Genomic DNA, 16,981 nt, shown 5'->3' with positions numbered 1-16,981 from the left:
TTCAGGCCTCCGTGGGGGCGAGGCGCTCAAGCTCCGCCTCGGTCGACTTCAGCAGGTCGTTCCAGGACACCGCGAACTTCTCGACGCCCTCTTCTTCGAGCAGCTGCACCACATCGTCGTACGAAATGCCCAGCTTCGCGACCGCGTCGAGCTCGGCGCGCGACTGGTCGTAGGTGCCGCGGATGGTGTCGCCGGAGACCTCGCCGTGGTCGGCGGTGGCCTCCAGGGTGCCCTCCGGCATGGTGTTGACCGTGCCGGGAGCGACCAGGTCCACCACGTACAGGGTGTCCTTGTACGCGGGGTCCTTGACGCCGGTCGAGGCCCAGAGCGGGCGCTGCTTGTTGGCGTGCGCCTTGTCCAGGGCCGCCCAGCGCTCGGTGGAGAAGACCTCTTCGTAGGCCTCGTAGGCCAGACGGGCGTTGGCGAGCGCCGCCTTGCCCTTGAGGGCCTTGGCCTCGTCGGTGCCGAGGGAGTCGAGGCGCTTGTCGATCTCGGAGTCCACGCGGGACACGAAGAAGGAGGCGACCGAGTGGATCTTGGCGAGGTCGAGGCCGGCGGCCTTCGCCTTCTCCAGACCCGCCAGGTACGCGTCCATGACCTCGCGGTAGCGCTCCAGCGAGAAGATCAGCGTCACGTTGACGCTGATGCCCTTGCCGATGACCTCGGTGATCGCCGGCAGGCCGGCCTTGGTCGCCGGGATCTTGATGAGCGTGTTCGGGCGGTCCACCAGCCAGGCGAGCTGCTTGGCCTCGGCGATGGTCGCCGGGGTGTTGTGGGCCAGCCGGGGGTCGACCTCGATCGAGACCCGGCCGTCCTGGCCCTCGGTCGCGTCGTAGACCGGGCGCAGGATGTCGGCGGCGTCGCGGACGTCCGCCGTGGTGATCATGCGGATCGCCTCTTCGACGGTGACCTTGCGGGCGGCCAGGTCGGCGAGCTGCTGCTCGTACCCCTCGCCGCCGCTGATCGCCTTCTGGAAGATCGCCGGGTTGGTGGTGACACCGACCACGTGCTGCTGGTCGATGAGCTCGGCCAGGTTGCCGGACGTGATGCGCTTGCGGGACAGGTCGTCCAGCCAGATCGCGACGCCCTCGTCGGAAAGGCGCTTCAGTGCGTCTGTCATGGGAATTGCATCTCCTACTGGTCTGGGTACGGGCGTCAGCGCGCGGCGGCGGCGAGCGAGTCGCGCGCGGCGGCGGTCACGGCTTCGGCGGTCAGTCCGAACTCGCGGTACAGCACGGCGCCGTCGGCCGAGGCACCGAAGTGCTCCAGCGAGACGATGCGGCCGGCGTCCCCGACGTAGCGGTGCCAGGTCAGGCCGATACCGGCCTCGACCGCGACGCGCGCCTTGACCGAGGGCGGCAGGACGCTGTCCTTGTACTCCTGGGACTGCTCCTCGAACCACTCGACGGACGGCATCGAGACCACGCGGGCGGGGACGCCCTCGGCCTGCAGCGCCTCGCGCGCGGCGACGGCGAGCTGGACCTCGGAGCCGGTGCCGATGAGGACGACCTGTGCGGGGCTGGTCTCGCCCTGGGGGCCCGTGGCCTCGAACAGCACGTACCCGCCCTTGGCGGCGTCCTCGTTGCGCTCGTAGGTCGGGACGCCCTGGCGGGTCAGCGCCAGACCGTGGGGGGCACCCTTGCCGAACACCTTGGTGTGGCGGCGCAGGATCTCGCGCCAGGCGATGGCGGTCTCGTTCGCGTCGGCCGGGCGGACCACGTTCAGGCCCGGGATGGCGCGAAGCGAGGCGACGTGCTCGACCGGCTGGTGGGTCGGGCCGTCCTCGCCGAGGCCGATGGAGTCGTGCGTCCACACGTAGGTCACCGGCAGGTGCATCAGCGCGGACAGCCGTACGGCGTTGCGCATGTAGTCGGAGAACACCAGGAAGGTGCCGCCGTAGATGCGGGTGTGGCCGTGCAGGGCGATGCCGTTCATGGCCGCGGCCATGGAGTGCTCGCGGATGCCGAAGTGGATGGTGCGGCCGTACGGGTCGGCCTCCGGCAGCGGGTTGCCCACCGGCAGGAACGAGGAGTTCTTGTCGATGGTGGTGTTGTTGGAGCCGGCCAGGTCGGCCGAGCCGCCCCACAGCTCCGGGATGACCGCGCCGAGCGCCTCGAGCACCTTGCCGGAGGCCGCGCGGGTGGCGACGCCCTTGCCGGTCTCGAAGACGGGGAGCTTGTCCTCCCAGCCCGCGGGCAGCTCGTTGGCGTTGATGCGGTCGAACTCCGCGGCGCGCTCCGGGTTGGCGGTGCGCCAGGCGGAGAACTCCTTCTCCCAGGCGGCCTTGGCCTCGCGGCCGCGGTCCCCGAGGGCCCGGGTGTGCGCGATGACCTCGTCGGCGACCTCGAAGGTCTGCTCCGGGTCGAAGCCGAGCACGCGCTTGGTGGCGGCGACCTCGTCGTTGCCGAGGGCCGAGCCGTGCGAGGCCTCGGTGCCCTGGGCGTGCGGGGCCGGCCAGGCGATGATGGAGCGGGCCGCGATGAAGGAGGGGCGCTCCGTCTCGGCCTTGGCGGCCTGGAAGGCCTCGAACAGCGCCTTCGGGTCGAGGTCGCCGTTGGCCTGCGGGGCCACGCGCTGGACGTGCCAGCCGTACGCCTCGTAGCGCCGCAGGGTGTCCTCGGAGACGGCCGTCTCGGTGTCGCCCTCGATGGAGATGTGGTTGTCGTCCCACAGCAGCACCAGGTTGCCGAGCTTCTGGTGGCCGGCCAGCGCGGACGCCTCGTGGGAGATGCCCTCCTGCAGGCAGCCGTCGCCCGCGATCGCGTAGACCATGTGGTCGAACGGGGAAGCGCCGGCGGGGGCCTCGGGGTCGAACAGGCCGCGCTCGTAACGGGCGGCCATGGCCATGCCCACCGCGTTGGCGATGCCCTGGCCCAGCGGGCCGGTGGTGGTCTCCACGCCGGTGGTGTGGCCGTACTCCGGGTGACCGGGGGTCTTCGAACCCCAGGTGCGGAAGGCCTTCAGGTCGTCCAGCGCGAGCCCGAACCCACCGAGGTACAGCTGGGTGTAGAGGGTCAGGGACGAGTGCCCCGCGGAGAGCACGAAACGGTCGCGACCGACCCACTCCGGGTCCGCCGGGTCGTGCCGCATCACCTTCTGGAAGAGGGTGTACGCGGCGGGGGCCAGGCTCATCGCCGTACCGGGGTGGCCGTTACCGACCTTCTGGACCGCGTCGGCGGCCAGGATCCGGGCGGTGTCGACAGCACGCTGGTCCAGTTCGGTCCAGTCGAGCTCTGTGGTCGTCGGCTTGGTGCTCACCGTGGGTCAGGGCTCCTCTCCACATGTCTGGTTCCCGGTGACGAACGGTGCACCGGCGCGATTCCGAGCCTACCCCCGCCACAGCGTGCAGCTATTCGAGTACCCGCGGTCCGCTTGTGACGTCTGAGCTCCGATCGGACCAACACGGGGTGACCCCCGCGCGGGGCGAGCCAATGGCTACGTCTAGAGTGGCGTGGTACGCGCAAGCCTTTACCGGGCCTTCATGTTTGAAAGGGGCCCGCGTCGGACTTGCTGGATTCTCTCTCAGGGGTGTGCGTGACGGCCGTCGAATCCCGTCCAGCGGGAGTGCTCGGGACGAGCTCCGGTCACCGGCCGTTCGGGGCCCGGGCCATGGCTTTCGTGGCACTGACCAAGCCTCGGATCATCGAGCTGCTGCTCATCACGACGGTCCCGGTGATGTTCCTGGCCGAGCAGGACGTGCCGTCACTGTGGCTGGTCCTCGCGACCTGCTTCGGCGGCTACCTGTCGGCGGGTGGCGCCAACGCGCTGAACATGTACATCGACCGGGACATCGACGCGTTGATGGACCGTACCGCCGGCCGCCCGCTGGTGACCGGCATGGTCAGCCCGCGCGAGTGCCTCGCCTTCGGCATCACCCTCGCCGTGATCTCCACGCTGTTCTTCGGCCTGCTGATCAACTGGCTGTCGGCCGCGCTCTCGCTCGGCGCGCTCCTCTTCTACGTCGTGGTCTACACGATGCTGCTGAAGCGGCGCACCTCCCAGAACATCGTCTGGGGCGGCATCGCGGGCTGCATGCCGGTACTCATCGGCTGGTCGGCCGTCAAGAACGAGGTCTCCTGGGCCGCGGTCATCCTCTTCCTCGTCATCTTCTTCTGGACGCCGCCGCACTACTGGCCGCTGTCCATGAAGGTGAAGGACGACTACGCGCGGGTCGGCGTGCCGATGCTGCCGGTCGTGGCGGGCAACAAGGCCGTGGCCAAGCAGATCGTCCTCTACAGCTGGGTGATGGTGGCGGTCTCGCTGCTGCTGACCCCGCTGGGGTACACCGGCTGGTTCTACACCTCGGTCGCCCTGGTGGCCGGCGGCTGGTGGCTGTGGGAGGCGCACTCGCTGAACGCGCGGGCCAAGTCGGGCGTGACAGGCGCGAAGCTCAAGGAGATGCGGCTGTTCCACTGGTCGATCACCTATGTGTCGCTGCTCTTCGTCGCCGTCGCCGTGGATCCCTTCCTCCGTTGATCCTTCGGCCGCCGCTCCTTCCTCCGTTCATTACCGGCCGGTAGCATGCCTTCCATGGCAGACACCGAGGAGACCGCCGCCACGGCGGACAAGAAGCAGGACCGTACGGCCGCGAAGCTGGCCAAGCAGATCGGCGCGTTCGCCAGGCAGCACGGCGGCGCCGAGGGCCAGCTGGCGCACATCGGCCAGGCCGGCACCCGGATCGTCCTCGTGGGCACGGACGGCGGCTGGGGGGACCTGGTGGCCCCGACGTACGACACCGCGCGGCTCGCGGCCGGGAAGGCCGGGCTGACCCTCCACGAGGAGTTCGACGGCGAGTTCGCCGCGCGGGTCAGGACGGGGCCGTACGAGTGGACGCGGATGGCCGGGATCCAGCTCGGCGGACCGGCGAACCCGGCGGTCTGAGCCGGGCACCGGGTGCGGCGGCCTGATCCCGACCGATCAATGGCTTGATCGTCGCCGCGTCACCCTATCGGTCAACAGCGCGAGCAACACCTCACACCCCGCTCACCCGTTAGGACGTGTGGAAGCACCTTCCCCACGTCCGCAACGGGATGCCCGGATGATCGAAACGCCGCCCCTGGTGGACCAGTACTGCCAGGGAGTGCTCCGCACGGAGCTGGGCCTCGCCACCTTCGAGGCCCAGCTGATCGCCTCGGCCGGCCCGCCCGCCGCCGGCACCACCTTCTTCGACACCCAGACCGGCTTCGCGCTGCGCCGCTGGTGTCCGCCGCTGCTCGGGCTCGAACCGCACTGCGCGCCCGCCCGCTACCTGGCCCGGCGGCGCGAGCTGGGCGCGGCCGAGGCCGCCCGCAGACTGCTGCGGGGCTCCGGGGTGGCCACCCGGCTCGTCGACACCGCCGTGCCCGGGGACCTGACCGGGCCCAAGGAGCTGTCCCTGGCGGGTGACGCGGAGACCTTCGAGCTGGCCGGGCTGGAGCTACTGGCCGAGCAGGCCGCCGACACCTCCGGGACCGTGGCCGCCTTCCTGGCGAACCTCGCCGGGGCCGTCCACCACGCCGCCTCCGGAGCCGTGGCCTTCACCTGCGGGGCCGGTTCCGGCTCCGCGGCGCGGTCCTGGGGCGCGGCCCTCGAAGCCGCGCCCGAGCCGCCCGGCCCCGGAGAGGTACGGGGCGCGGCCGGGCGGTGGCTGGCCGGGCGGGACAGGGGCGGGGCCGTACGGGATCCCGTACTCCTGCGGCACCTGGCGTGGAGCGCGGTGGCGTCCGGGCTGCCGCTCCAGCTGCACACGGGCGGGGAGTCGGGGGAGCCGGAGCGGCTGACCCGGTTCATGCGGGAGGCCGCGGGCCCGGGCACGCGGCTGGTCCTGATCGGCGGGTACCCCCACCACCGGCAGGCGGCGCGGCTGGCCGGGCTCTTCCCGCACGTCCACGCCGACGTCGGCGCGGCGCTGGGGGCATCCGGGGCGCGGGCGGCCGCGGTGCTGGCGGAGTGCCTGGAAACCGCGCCATTCGGAAAACTGATGTTCGCCGGCGGCGGACGGCAGCTTCCCGAACTGCACGCGGTGGGCGCCCTGGTCTTCCGGGAGGCGCTCGGCAGGGTCCTCGGCGGCTGGGTGGCCGACGGGTCCTGGTCCTGGCGCGACGCGGAGCGGGTGGCGGCGATGGTCGCGGCGGGCAACGCCCGCCGCGTCTACCGGCTGGACGAACGGGGCTGAGTCCAGGGGGCGAGGTCCCGGGCCGAGGTCCCGGCCGGGTGAACGGGCCTGGCGAAACCGCCGGAGCCCCGACGGTCAGACCGTGGTGAGCCGGGCGTCGTTCTGGGCCGGGATCCCGGCCTGCTCCGCCGGATACTCGCGCAGGCTCAGCGCGACCCGGAGCACCGCGATCCACACCAGGCAGGAGCCGAGCATGTGGGCGGCGACCAGGGCCTCGGGAACCTTGGTGAAGTACTGGACGTAGCCGATGGCGCCCTGGGAGAGCAGCACGATCAGCAGGTCCCGGGCGCGCGACCGGGTGTCGACGGGGGCGTCGACCACGCGCAGCACCAGCCACATCGCGACGGCGAGCGCGCACACCACCCAGGCGGAGACGGCGTGGACGTGGGCGGCGGCCGACCAGTCGAACGGCATCCGCTTGATCTCGCTGCTGTCCCCGGCGTGCGGGCCGGAACCGGTGACCACGGTGCCCGCGCCGATCAGGACGACGGTGGCCGCGAGCAGCGCCCAGGAGAGCTTGCGCACGGGGACGGGCACGCGCGGCCGGGCGGGGCCGTCACCCTCGAGGGTGCGCTGCCAGGTGATCGTCGTCACGGTGATCAGCGAGGTGGCGAGCATGAAGTGCCCGGCGACGCTGTAGGGGTTGAGCCCCGTCAGTACGGTGATGCCGCCGAGGACCGCGTTGCCCATCACGATGGCGAACTGGAGCCAGCCGAGCCGGGTCAGCGAGCGGCGCCACGGCTTGGCGCAGCGTGCGGCGGTGATCGCCCAGCCAACGGCCGCGCAGAGCACGTACGTCAGCATGCGGTTGCCGAACTCGATGGCGCCGTGGAAGCCCTGCTCCTGGGTCACGATCAGGCTGTCGCCGGTGCACTTGGGCCAGGTGTCGCAGCCGAGACCGGATCCGGTCAGCCGCACCGCACCGCCGGTGACGACGATGACGACGCTCATGAGCACCGCTGCGAACGCGGCCCGCTGGACGGTCCGGGGTGACGGCGTCCAGCGGCGGGCGATGTATGCGAGGGGGGTCAACACGGCCCTTATCGTACGCGGACACTTGTGCAAAGTTTCACGAGGGGGTGGCGGCCGCCGCGTCCGGGCCGATGACCAGCCGGAACCGGGCTCCGGCGGGGTCGCCCTCGGTGTGCCACCAGACGCGGATCCGCCAATGGGCGCCGTCGCCCGGGTAGTCGGGAGAGGTCGCGAAGCCTCGTACCAATTCGGTGCCTACGTCCTCGGCTGTCCTGTTTCTTACTTCTGTTCCGCTGTGCCAGGGATGTTGCTGTACGTTCCACAGCCCGTCGGAGCCGCGGACCTCGACCCTCCACACCGCGACCCAGGGGGTCACCTCCAGCATCGTGCGGACCTGATCGCCCTCCAGCCGCAGCCGGGCGGCGATCTCCGCCTCGGGGACGCCCTGGATCCGGGCGGCCACCACGGCCTGGGGCAGCAGCCGTTCGGGCAGCAGCCCCCGCGAGCGCAGTGTCACCAGGGAACCGAAGGCCAGGAATCGCAGCCGCAGTTCGAGCTGACGGCCGATGTGGTCCAGGGCCTCCTCGGCCTCCTGGGACTCGTCCGGGCCCAGGCCGGCGAGCAGCAGCCGGCGGAAGGAGCCCTCCGCGTCCACCGCCCAGGCCACCGAGTCCTCGGCCAGCCCGAGCTCCGCGAGCCGGTCGCCGAGGAACACCTTCGCCTGCGCGAGGCCCCGCTGATTGACCGGATCCTCCTGGTCCAGGGCCGCCCAGACCTCCACGGCGCCGCGCGTCAGGTCCCGGGCACGCTCACCGGCCGCCCGCTCCATGGCGCTCGGACCGCTCTGCGATCCGGGTCCCAGGGGGTGCCTGGGCAGCCGCTCCCCGTCGCTGAGGGGCCAGGAGAGCCAGACCCCCTGGTTGATCAGACCCCGGGCGTACCAACGGGCGTACTCCGGAGAGTGTGCGGCCGCCCGCTGCGAGAACCGCAGCCCCTCCTCGATGGCGGCCAGGGCGCCGCCCCGGTCGCCGCCCGCGAAGCGGCGGGCCGCCAGGTCGCTCAGCCGCAGGCCCAGCCGGGCCGCGCACTCGGCGTCGGTGGCGGCCGGCTCGCGCAGGGCGCCGATCAGTTCGGCGAGCAGGGTGTCCGCCTCCGCGGGCTCCGCCTGCGCCGCGCCCGACCGGAGCCGCGCCCACTGCTCGTCCAGCCGCAGAACGGCCTCCCGCTGCGCCATGCCCGCCCCCCGGCGTCTGTGGTGCGCTGTCGTGTGGAGGCGTTCATCCTCCTGCCCCGGCAACGCTTGGGGGAAGGGATTCACTCCCAGCGGAAGTACCGCCCGGCGGCGCCCAGACCGAGTACGGCCCAGCCCGCCAGGATCGCCGCATCGCCCCAGGGCAGCGCCGCCCCGTGCTGGAGCACCTCGCGCAGCCCGTCGGAGAGCGCGGAGATCGGCAACAGCCCGAGAACGGACTGGACCGCTCCCGGGAACTTCTCCATCGGCACGATCACCCCGCCGCCGACCAGCAGCAGCAGGAAGACCAGGTTGGCGGCGGCCAGGGTCGCCTCCGCCCTGAGGGTGCCCGCCATCAGCAGGCCCAGCCCGGAGAAGGCGGCGGTGCCGAGCAGGATCAGCGCGGCGACGGACAGCGGGTTCCCGTGCGGCGACCAGCCCAGGGACAGCGCGATCACCGTCAGCAGCGCGATCTGCAGCACCTCGGTGACCAGCACGGACAGCGTCTTGGCGGCCATCAGGGCCCAGCGCGGCAGCGGGGAGGCCCCGAGCCGCTTGAGGATCCCGTAGCGGCGGTCGAAGCCGGTGGCGATGGCCTGACCGGTGAAGGCGGTGGACATCACGGCCAGCGCCAGGATGCCGGGTGCCAGGAAGTCCACGGACTTGCCCGAGCCGTCTTCCCCGACCGGCACGGTGATGATGTCCACGGCCGAGAACAGCACCAGCAGCAGAGCCGGGATGATCACCGTCAGCAGCAGCTGCTCCCCGTTGCGCAGCAGCATCCGGGTCTCCAGAGCCGTCTGCGCCATGATCATGCGGGAGACGGGGGCCGCCCCCGGGTTCGGGGTGAACGTACCGGTGCTCATGCGCGCAGCTCCTTGCCCGTGAGCTCGAGGAAGACGTCTTCGAGGGTGTGCCGCTCCACCGAGAGGCTGTCCGGCATCACCCCGTGCTGGGCGCACCAGGACGCCACGGTGGCCAGCAGCTGGGGGCCGACGTCGCCGGTGACCCGGTAGGTGCCGGGGGTGAGCTCGGCGGCCTGAGTGCCGTCGGGCAGCGCCTTGAGCAGTGAGGCGACGTCGAGGGAGGGACGGCCGGTGAAGCGCAGGGTGTTCTCCGCGCCGCCCCGGCACAACTGCTCGGGGTGGCCGTGGACGATGACCTTGCCGGCGTCGACGATGGCCACCTCGTCCGCGAGCTGCTCGGCCTCGTCCATGTGGTGGGTGGTGAGGACGACGGTGACCCCGTCGGTGCGCAGTTCCCGTACGAGGTCCCAGGTCGCGCGGCGGGCCTGCGGGTCGAGGCCGGCGGTCGGCTCGTCCAGGAAGACCAGCTCGGGGCGGCCCACGACGGCCATGGCGAGCGCCAGGCGCTGCTGCTGGCCGCCGGAGAGCCGGCGGTAGGTGGTACGGCCGCAGCTGCCGAGGCCGAGGCGATCCACCAGGGTGGGGACGTCCAGGGGGTCGGCGTAGAGCGTGGCCATGTGGCGCAGCATCTCCACGGCGCGGGCGCCGGAGTGGACGCCGCCGGACTGGAGCATCACGCCGATGCGCGGGCGCAGGGCGCGGGCATCGGCGAAGGGGTCCAGGCCGAGGACGCGGACGGATCCGGCGTCGGGGCGGCGGTAGCCCTCGCAGGTTTCCACAGTGGTCGTCTTGCCCGCGCCGTTGGGACCAAGGACTGCGGTGACAGAGGCCCTCCGGACGGTGAGGTCCAGGCCGTCCACCGCGGTTTTGGGGCCGTACCGCTTCACCAGTCCGCGGATCTCCACGGCGGGGTCGTTGCTCATGGGGAATGAGTCTACGGAGCCGTGCGAGGCCCCCGGGGCGGGGTCGAAGGTCCTGCCCCCGGGGGGTCACCGACCTGCGCATTCATGACCTTTTCGCCGGGGCGGGGCAGGGTCCGGGCCCTAACGTCGAATGGTGAACAGCATCGCTCAGAACGTCGAAGCCACCTCGGGGCAGGCCGAGCACAAGGCCCATGACCTCGCGCATCCGCCGCGCTACTTCGTGTCGGCGATGCTCGCGGGTGCCTACATCGCGGTCGGCGAGGTGCTGCTCCTGGTCGCGATCTCACCGTTCGTGGCCAAGGGCTCGCCGGCCGTGAAACTGCTGGAGGGCGCGGTCTTCCCGATCGCCCTGACCATCGTGATGTTCGCCGGCGCCCAGCTCTTCACCAGCAACGTGATGGTGATGCTGGTCGGCGCCCTGTCGGGGCGCACCGGCCCCCGGGACCTGATCGTCTCCTGGACGCTCTCGCTGGCCGGGAACCTGGTCGGCGCCTTCGCCTTCGGCGCCATGGTGCACGCCTCCGGAGTGGCCTCCTCGCCCTCCGCCCGCACCATGCTCAGCGAGATGGTGCACGGGAAGACGGCCCTGAGCGGCGGCCAGCTGTTCTGGCGCGCGGTCCTGTGCAACATGCTCGTGTGCCTGGCCATCTGGATGTTCACCCGGGCCCGCGGCGATGCCGCCAAGATTTTCGTCCTGTGGCTGCCGGTGGCTGTTTTCGTCGCCGTCGGATTCGAACACTGCGTTGCGAACATGGCAGTTTTCAGCCTCGCGATCCTGGACGGCTCAGCCGGTTTCGGTGATCTTTTCCGGAACCTGATGTTCACGGTGCCGGGGAACGTGGTGGGCGGAGGATTGCTGGTGGGAGCCGTTTACTGGTTCACCGGCGGGGCCCTGAGAGAGGGCGGAGAGCCCACTTCCGTTTAACGCTGCGTGGATAAATTAGGTAACCCTTAGTGATGGAGACCACCGGAGGTGGTCTCCATCACGGCTTGTCGGGGCTCGAGTAATTACGCAACAATGGCGTTGTGAAATACGGCGAACGGATGAGCGAGGCCCCCCAGGGCGAACTCGCGACCGGGGAGCGGTCAACCCGCAACCGGGTCGCGCGGTCGATCCTGGACCACGGTCCGTCCACTGTCGCCGACCTCGCCCAGCGTCTCGGCCTCACCCAGGCCGCCGTCCGCCGCCACCTCGACACGCTCGTCGCCGACGACGTGGTCGAACCCCGTGAGCAGCGCGTGTACGGTGCGCGGACCCGGGGCCGGCCCGCCAAGGTGTTCGCACTGACCGACTGCGGCCGCGACGCTTTCGACCAGTCCTACGACTCGCTCGCCGCGGACGCCATGCGCTGGATCGCGCAGGCCGCCGGTGGTGGCGAGCAGGGAGAGGCGGCGGTGGCGGCCTTCGCTAAGGCGAGGCTGGCGGCGCAGGCCGAGACCTATCGGCAAGCCGTGGAGGCCGCGGCCCCCGCGGACCGCGCTGAGGCCCTTGCCAAGGCGTTGACCGGAGACGGGTACGCTGCTACGGCGAAGAGCGCTCCCGGTCCGCACAGCGGTGAACAGCTCTGCCAGCACCACTGCCCGGTCGCACACGTCGCCGAGCAGTTCCCGCAGCTCTGCGAGGCGGAGACCGAGGTCTTCTCCCGCCTGCTCGGGACGCATGTGCAGCGTCTCGCCACGATCGCCCACGGCGACGGGGTGTGCACGACGTTCATTCCGCGCAGCGGAAGCGGCGCCGGTGCCGCAGGCGCCGCACAGACCGACACATCAGTATCTGCAAGTACGGCCGGGAGGAACCCCGCATGACCACGGAGACTGCTCACCCTGAGCTCGATGGCCTGGGCACCTACGAATACGGATGGGTCGACTCCGACGCGGCCGGCGCGGTCGCCAAGCGAGGCCTGTCCGAGGAGGTCGTCCGCGACATCTCGGCGAAGAAGTCCGAGCCGGAGTGGATGCTGAACCTCCGTCTCAAGGGCCTCAAGCTGTTCGGCAAGAAGCCCATGCCCAACTGGGGTTCCGACCTCTCGGGCATCGACTTCGACAACATCAAGTACTTCGTGCGTTCCACCGAGAAGCAGGCCGCTTCCTGGGAGGACCTGCCGGAGGACATCAAGAACACGTACGACAGGCTCGGCATCCCCGAGGCGGAGAAGCAGCGCCTCGTCGCCGGTGTCGCCGCCCAGTACGAGTCCGAGGTCGTCTACCACCAGATCCGTGAGGACCTGGAGGAGCAGGGCGTCATCTTCCTCGACACGGACACCGCGCTCAAGGAGTACCCGGAGCTCTTCCAGGAGTACTTCGGCACGGTCATCCCGGTCGGCGACAACAAGTTCGCCTCGCTGAACACCGCCGTGTGGTCGGGCGGCTCGTTCATCTACGTCCCCAAGGGCGTCAAGGTGGACATCCCGCTCCAGGCCTACTTCCGTATCAACACGGAGAACATGGGCCAGTTCGAGCGGACGCTGATCATCGTCGACGAGGACGCCTACGTCCACTACGTCGAGGGCTGCACCGCCCCGATCTACTCCTCGGACTCGCTGCACAGCGCCGTGGTCGAGATCATCGTGAAGAAGGGCGGCCGCTGCCGCTACACGACGATCCAGAACTGGTCGAACAACGTCTACAACCTGGTCACCAAGCGCGCCGTGGCGTACGAGGGCGCGACCATGGAGTGGATCGACGGCAACATCGGTTCCAAGGTCACCATGAAGTACCCGGCCGTGTACCTGATGGGCGAGCACGCCAAGGGCGAGACCCTCTCCATCGCCTTCGCGGGCGAGGGCCAGCACCAGGACGCCGGCTCCAAGATGGTCCACATGGCGCCGAACACCTCCTCCAACATCGTCTCCAAGTCGGTGGCGCGAGGCGGCGGCCGCACCTCGTACCGCGGCCTGGTCGAGATCGGCGAAGGCGCCCACGGCTCCAAGTCCAACGTGCTGTGCGACGCGCTCCTGGTCGACACGATCTCCCGCTCGGACACCTACCCCTACGTGGACGTCCGCGAGGACGACGTGTCCATGGGCCACGAGGCCACCGTCTCGAAGGTCTCCGACGACCAGCTCTTCTACCTGATGAGCCGCGGTCTGACGGAGTTCGAGGCCATGGCGATGATCGTGCGCGGCTTCGTCGAGCCGATCGCCCGTGAGCTGCCGATGGAGTACGCGCTGGAGCTGAACCGGCTGATCGAGCTGCAGATGGAAGGCTCGGTCGGTTAGTCCCGGCCCCGCCCGACGTCCGCAGCAGATTCTTTAAGGAAGAGAGCAACACGACAGCCATGGCTGAGGCTCAGAACATTCCGGCGGGTTCCACCACCGCCGGCGCGATCGCGGTGGCCGCCGAGTCCACCGTCGCCACCCGGATGAGTGCCCCCCCGTCCTTCGACGTGGCGGACTTCCCCGTGCCCACCGGCCGTGAGGAGGAGTGGCGCTTCACGCCGCTCGCCCGCCTCAAGGGCCTGCACGACGGCACCGCGGTCGCCAACGGCACCATGAAGGCCCAGATCGACGCGCCCGAGGGCGTGACGATCGAGTCCGTGGAGCGCGGCGACGCGCGCATCGGCAAGGCCGGCACCCCGGTGGACCGGATCGCCGCCCAGGCGTTCTCGTCCTTCGCCAAGGCCACGGTCGTCACCGTGCCCAAGGAGGCCGTCCTGACCGAGCCCGTGCGCGTCACGCTGCACGGCGAGGGCGGCACCACCTTCGGCCACACCGTCTTCGACGTGAAGGCCTTCGCCGAGGCCGTCATCGTCATCGACCACACCGGTGACGGCGTGCGCGCCGCCAACGTGGACTTCCTCGTCGGCGACGGCGCCAAGCTCACCGTCGTCTCCGTGCAGGACTGGGACGACACCGCCGTCCACGTGTCCCAGCACAACGCGCTGATCGGCCGCGACGCGACCTTCAAGTCGATCGTGGTCACCTTCGGCGGCGACCTCGTACGCCTCCACCCGCGCGTGAACTACGCGGGCCCCGGCGGCGAGGCCGAGCTCTTCGGCCTGTACTTCACGGACGCCGGCCAGCACCAGGAGCACCGCCTCCTGGTCGACCACAAGGCCCCGCACTGCAAGTCGAACGTGGTCTACAAGGGCGCGCTCCAGGGCCAGGACGCCCACGCCGTCTGGATCGGTGACGTGCTCATCGAGAAGACCGCCGAGGGCACCGACACCTACGAGATGAACCGCAACCTCGTCCTCACGGACGGCGCGCGGGTCGACTCGGTGCCGAACCTGGAGATCGAGACCGGCGAGATCGTCGGCGCCGGCCACGCCTCCGCGACCGGCCGCTTCGACGACGAGCAGCTCTTCTACCTGCAGTCGCGCGGCATCCCGGCCGACGAGGCCCGCCGTCTGGTCGTGCGCGGCTTCTTCGCCGAGCTCGTCCAGCAGATCGGTGTCGACGACATCGAGGAGCGACTGCTCGCGAAGATCGAAACCGAGCTGCAGGCGTCCGTCTGATGACCTACGTCAAGGCCTGTGCGCTGAGCGAGCTGGAGGAGAACGCCCCCAAGCGGGTCGAACTCGACGGCACGCCGGTGTCCATCGTGCGCGCCGAGGGGGAGGTGTTCGCGATCAACGACATCTGCTCGCACGCGAACGTCTCGCTCTCGGAGGGCGAGGTCGAAGACTGCATGATCGAGTGCTGGCTGCACGGCTCGGCCTTCGACCTGCGCACCGGCAAGCCGTCCGGCCTGCCCGCGACGCGCCCCGTCCCCGTATACCCCGTAAAGATCGAAGGGGACGACGTGCTCGTCTCCCTCACCCAGGAGTCCTGAGGTATCCATGGCAACGCTTGAAATCCACGACCTGCACGTCTCCGTCGAGGCCGAGAACGGCGCCCGCGAGATCCTCAAGGGCGTCGAGCTCACCATCAAGCAGGGTGAGACGCACGCCATCATGGGTCCGAACGGCTCCGGCAAGTCCACCCTCGCGTACGCGCTGGCCGGTCACCCGAAGTACACCATCACCAAGGGCACCGTGACCCTGGACGGCGAAGACGTCCTGGAGATGTCCGTCGACGAGCGCGCCCGCGCCGGCATGTTCCTCGCGATGCAGTACCCGGTCGAGATCCCCGGCGTCTCGGTCTCCAACTTCCTGCGCACCTCGGCCACCGCCATCCGCGGCGAGGCGCCGAAGCTGCGTACCTGGGTGAAGGAGGTCAAGTCCGCGATGGAGCAGCTCCAGATGGACACGGCCTTCGCCGAGCGCAACGTCAACGAGGGCTTCTCCGGCGGTGAGAAGAAGCGCCACGAGATCCTGCAGCTGGAGCTCCTGAAGCCGAAGATCGCGATCCTCGACGAGACCGACTCCGGCCTCGACGTCGACGCTCTGCGCCAGGTCTCCGAGGGCGTCAACCGCGTTCACTCGACCGGCGACACCGGCACCCTGCTGATCACGCACTACACGCGGATCCTGCGCTACATCAAGCCCGACTTCGTCCACGTCTTCTCCGAGGGCCGCATCGTCGAGTCCGGCGGCGCCGAGCTCGCCGACAAGCTGGAGGCCGAAGGCTACGAGTCCTACAGCACGAAGGGTGGCGCGACCGCGTGACACAGCTGCCTGGCCTCCTCACTGGGTCCCATTTGCTTGGCGAGGCGATCCGCAAGGACTTCCCCCTTCTGGATCGTGTGGTCCACGACGGGAAGAAGATCGTTTACCTGGACAACGCTGCGACCTCGCAGAAGCCGCGCCAGGTGCTCGACGCGCTGAACGAGTATTACGAGCAGCACAACGCCAACGTCCACCGTGGCGTGCACGTGCTCGCCGAGGAGGCCACGGCGCTGTACGAGGGCGCCCGCGACAAGGTCGCCGCCTTCATCAACGCGCCGAGCCGCAACGAGGTGATCTTCACCAAGAACGCCTCGGAGTCGCTCAACCTGGTCGCGAACATGCTCGGCTGGGCGGACGAGCCCTACCGGGTCGACCGCGAGACCGAGATCGCCATCACGGAGATGGAGCACCACTCCAACATCGTGCCGTGGCAGCTCCTCTCGCAGCGCACGGGCGCGAAGCTGAAGTGGTTCGGCCTCACCGACGACGGCCGGCTCGACCTGTCCAACATCGAAGAGGTCATCACGGAGAAGACGAAGATCGTCTCCTTCACGCTGGTCTCCAACATCATGGGCACGGTCAATCCGACCGAGGCGATCGTCCGGCGCGCGCAGGAGGTCGGCGCGCTGGTGCTGATCGACGCCTCGCAGGCCGCTCCGCACATGCCGCTCGACGTGCAGGCGCTCGGCGCGGACTTCGTGGCCTTCACCGGCCACAAGATGTGCGGCCCGACCGGCATCGGCGTCCTGTGGGGCCGTCAGGAACTGCTCGAGGACCTGCCGCCCTTCCTGGGCGGCGGCGAGATGATCGAAACCGTCTCGATGCACTCCTCGACGTACGCCCCGGCGCCCCACAAGTTCGAGGCCGGGACGCCCCCGATCGCCCAGGCCGTCGGCCTCGGCGCGGCCGTGGACTACCTGACCGCGATCGGCATGGACAAGATCGCCGCGCACGAGCACGCGATCACCGAGTACGCGATCAAGCGGCTCTCGGAGGTCCCGGACCTGCGCATCATCGGCCCGACCACGGCCGAGGACCGCGGCGCCGCGATCTCCTTCGTGCTCGGTGACATCCACCCGCACGACGTCGGCCAGGTACTGGACGAGCAGGGCATCGCGGTCCGCGTGGGTCACCACTGCGCCCGCCCGGTCTGCCTCCGCTACGGAATTCCGGCGACGACGCGAGCGTCTTTCTATCTGTACTCCTCTCCGGCCGAGGTCGACGCACTGATCGACGGGCTGGAGCACGTACGGAACTTCTTCGGCTGACCAGGGCGACGAGGACGAC

16 protein-coding genes are annotated in these 16,981 nt (G+C 70.1%); 10 read left to right on the top strand and 6 right to left on the bottom strand.

Going from position 1 to position 16,981, the window contains the following annotated elements; translation table 11 throughout:
• Position 1: 1 nt before the first annotated feature.
• Both tal and tkt read right to left on the bottom strand, forming a co-directional pair.
• Positions 2–1,120 carry a transaldolase gene (gene tal / locus OG389_RS09390; protein ID WP_328298001.1) on the bottom strand — a complete coding sequence of 373 codons (1,119 nt, stop codon included), beginning with the start codon at positions 1,118–1,120 and terminating at the stop codon, positions 2–4.
• Positions 1,121–1,155: 35 nt separating this feature from the next.
• Positions 1,156–3,258 carry a transketolase gene (gene tkt, locus OG389_RS09385; protein WP_328298000.1) on the bottom strand — a complete coding sequence of 701 codons (2,103 nt, stop codon included), beginning with the start codon at positions 3,256–3,258 and terminating at the stop codon, positions 1,156–1,158.
• Positions 3,259–3,528: 270 nt separating this feature from the next.
• Here tkt and OG389_RS09380 point away from each other — a divergent pair, with 270 nt between their 5' ends.
• The 3 genes from OG389_RS09380 (at position 3,529) to OG389_RS09370 (ending at position 6,154) form a co-directional block, all read left to right on the top strand.
• Positions 3,529–4,476, top strand: coding sequence for a heme o synthase (locus OG389_RS09380; protein ID WP_328303637.1), 948 nt, complete (start codon positions 3,529–3,531; stop codon positions 4,474–4,476).
• Positions 4,477–4,530: 54 nt separating this feature from the next.
• Positions 4,531–4,881, top strand: a complete 351-nt coding sequence (locus OG389_RS09375; protein ID WP_328297999.1) for a hypothetical protein — start codon at positions 4,531–4,533, stop codon at positions 4,879–4,881.
• A gap of 157 nt (positions 4,882–5,038) precedes the next feature.
• Positions 5,039–6,154: an amidohydrolase gene (locus OG389_RS09370; protein ID WP_328297998.1), complete on the top strand. Its 1,116-nt coding sequence runs from the start codon at positions 5,039–5,041 to the stop codon at positions 6,152–6,154.
• 75 nt (positions 6,155–6,229) lie between these two features.
• Here OG389_RS09370 and OG389_RS09365 read toward each other — a convergent pair whose 3' ends face one another.
• From OG389_RS09365 to OG389_RS09350, 4 genes are all read right to left on the bottom strand, one after another.
• Positions 6,230–7,219: a COX15/CtaA family protein gene (locus OG389_RS09365; RefSeq protein WP_443059235.1), complete on the bottom strand. Its 990-nt coding sequence runs from the start codon at positions 7,217–7,219 to the stop codon at positions 6,230–6,232.
• Between the two features lie 4 nt (positions 7,220–7,223).
• Entirely contained in the window at positions 7,224–8,360 is a 1,137-nt protein-coding gene (locus tag OG389_RS09360; RefSeq protein WP_328297997.1) for a hypothetical protein, read from the bottom strand.
• An 80-nt stretch (positions 8,361–8,440) separates the two neighbouring features.
• Positions 8,441–9,223 (bottom strand): ABC transporter permease, encoded by a 783-nt coding sequence (locus OG389_RS09355; protein ID WP_328297996.1) that lies wholly within the window; start codon positions 9,221–9,223, stop codon positions 8,441–8,443.
• Positions 9,220–10,146 (bottom strand): ABC transporter ATP-binding protein, encoded by a 927-nt coding sequence (locus OG389_RS09350; RefSeq protein ID WP_328297995.1) that lies wholly within the window; start codon positions 10,144–10,146, stop codon positions 9,220–9,222. Before OG389_RS09350 ends, OG389_RS09355 begins: the two co-directional genes overlap by 4 nt.
• Before the next feature lie 133 nt (positions 10,147–10,279).
• On the opposite strand from OG389_RS09350, the gene OG389_RS09345 reads away from it, so the two are divergent.
• The 7 genes from OG389_RS09345 to OG389_RS09315 all read left to right on the top strand — a co-directional run bounded on the left by OG389_RS09345 (position 10,280) and on the right by OG389_RS09315 (position 16,962).
• Positions 10,280–11,071, top strand: coding sequence for a formate/nitrite transporter family protein (locus tag OG389_RS09345; protein ID WP_328297994.1), 792 nt, complete (start codon positions 10,280–10,282; stop codon positions 11,069–11,071).
• Positions 11,072–11,172: 101 nt separating this feature from the next.
• Positions 11,173–11,952 carry a helix-turn-helix transcriptional regulator gene (locus OG389_RS09340; RefSeq protein WP_443059234.1) on the top strand — a complete coding sequence of 260 codons (780 nt, stop codon included), beginning with the start codon at positions 11,173–11,175 and terminating at the stop codon, positions 11,950–11,952.
• On the top strand, positions 11,949–13,364 hold the full coding sequence (gene sufB, locus OG389_RS09335) for a Fe-S cluster assembly protein SufB (protein WP_328297992.1): 1,416 nt from the start codon (positions 11,949–11,951) through the stop codon (positions 13,362–13,364). The genes OG389_RS09340 and sufB overlap by 4 nt, the downstream gene beginning before the upstream one ends.
• Before the next feature lie 59 nt (positions 13,365–13,423).
• Complete coding sequence (gene sufD, locus OG389_RS09330) at positions 13,424–14,602, top strand: Fe-S cluster assembly protein SufD (protein ID WP_328297991.1); 1,179 nt, start codon at positions 13,424–13,426, stop codon at positions 14,600–14,602.
• Complete coding sequence (locus OG389_RS09325) at positions 14,602–14,919, top strand: bifunctional 3-phenylpropionate/cinnamic acid dioxygenase ferredoxin subunit (RefSeq protein ID WP_250742308.1); 318 nt, start codon at positions 14,602–14,604, stop codon at positions 14,917–14,919. The genes sufD and OG389_RS09325 overlap by 1 nt, the downstream gene beginning before the upstream one ends.
• A 7-nt stretch (positions 14,920–14,926) precedes the next feature.
• Positions 14,927–15,694, top strand: a complete 768-nt coding sequence (sufC, locus tag OG389_RS09320; RefSeq protein ID WP_327307359.1) for a Fe-S cluster assembly ATPase SufC — start codon at positions 14,927–14,929, stop codon at positions 15,692–15,694.
• Positions 15,691–16,962, top strand: coding sequence for a cysteine desulfurase (locus tag OG389_RS09315; protein WP_328297990.1), 1,272 nt, complete (start codon positions 15,691–15,693; stop codon positions 16,960–16,962). Before sufC ends, OG389_RS09315 begins: the two co-directional genes overlap by 4 nt.
• Positions 16,963–16,981: the final 19 nt, after the last annotated feature.

This window comes from Streptomyces sp. NBC_00435 (genome assembly GCF_036014235.1).
GTDB lineage: Bacteria > Actinomycetota > Actinomycetes > Streptomycetales > Streptomycetaceae > Streptomyces.
This window is presented reverse-complemented; position numbering and strand designations above follow the sequence as displayed.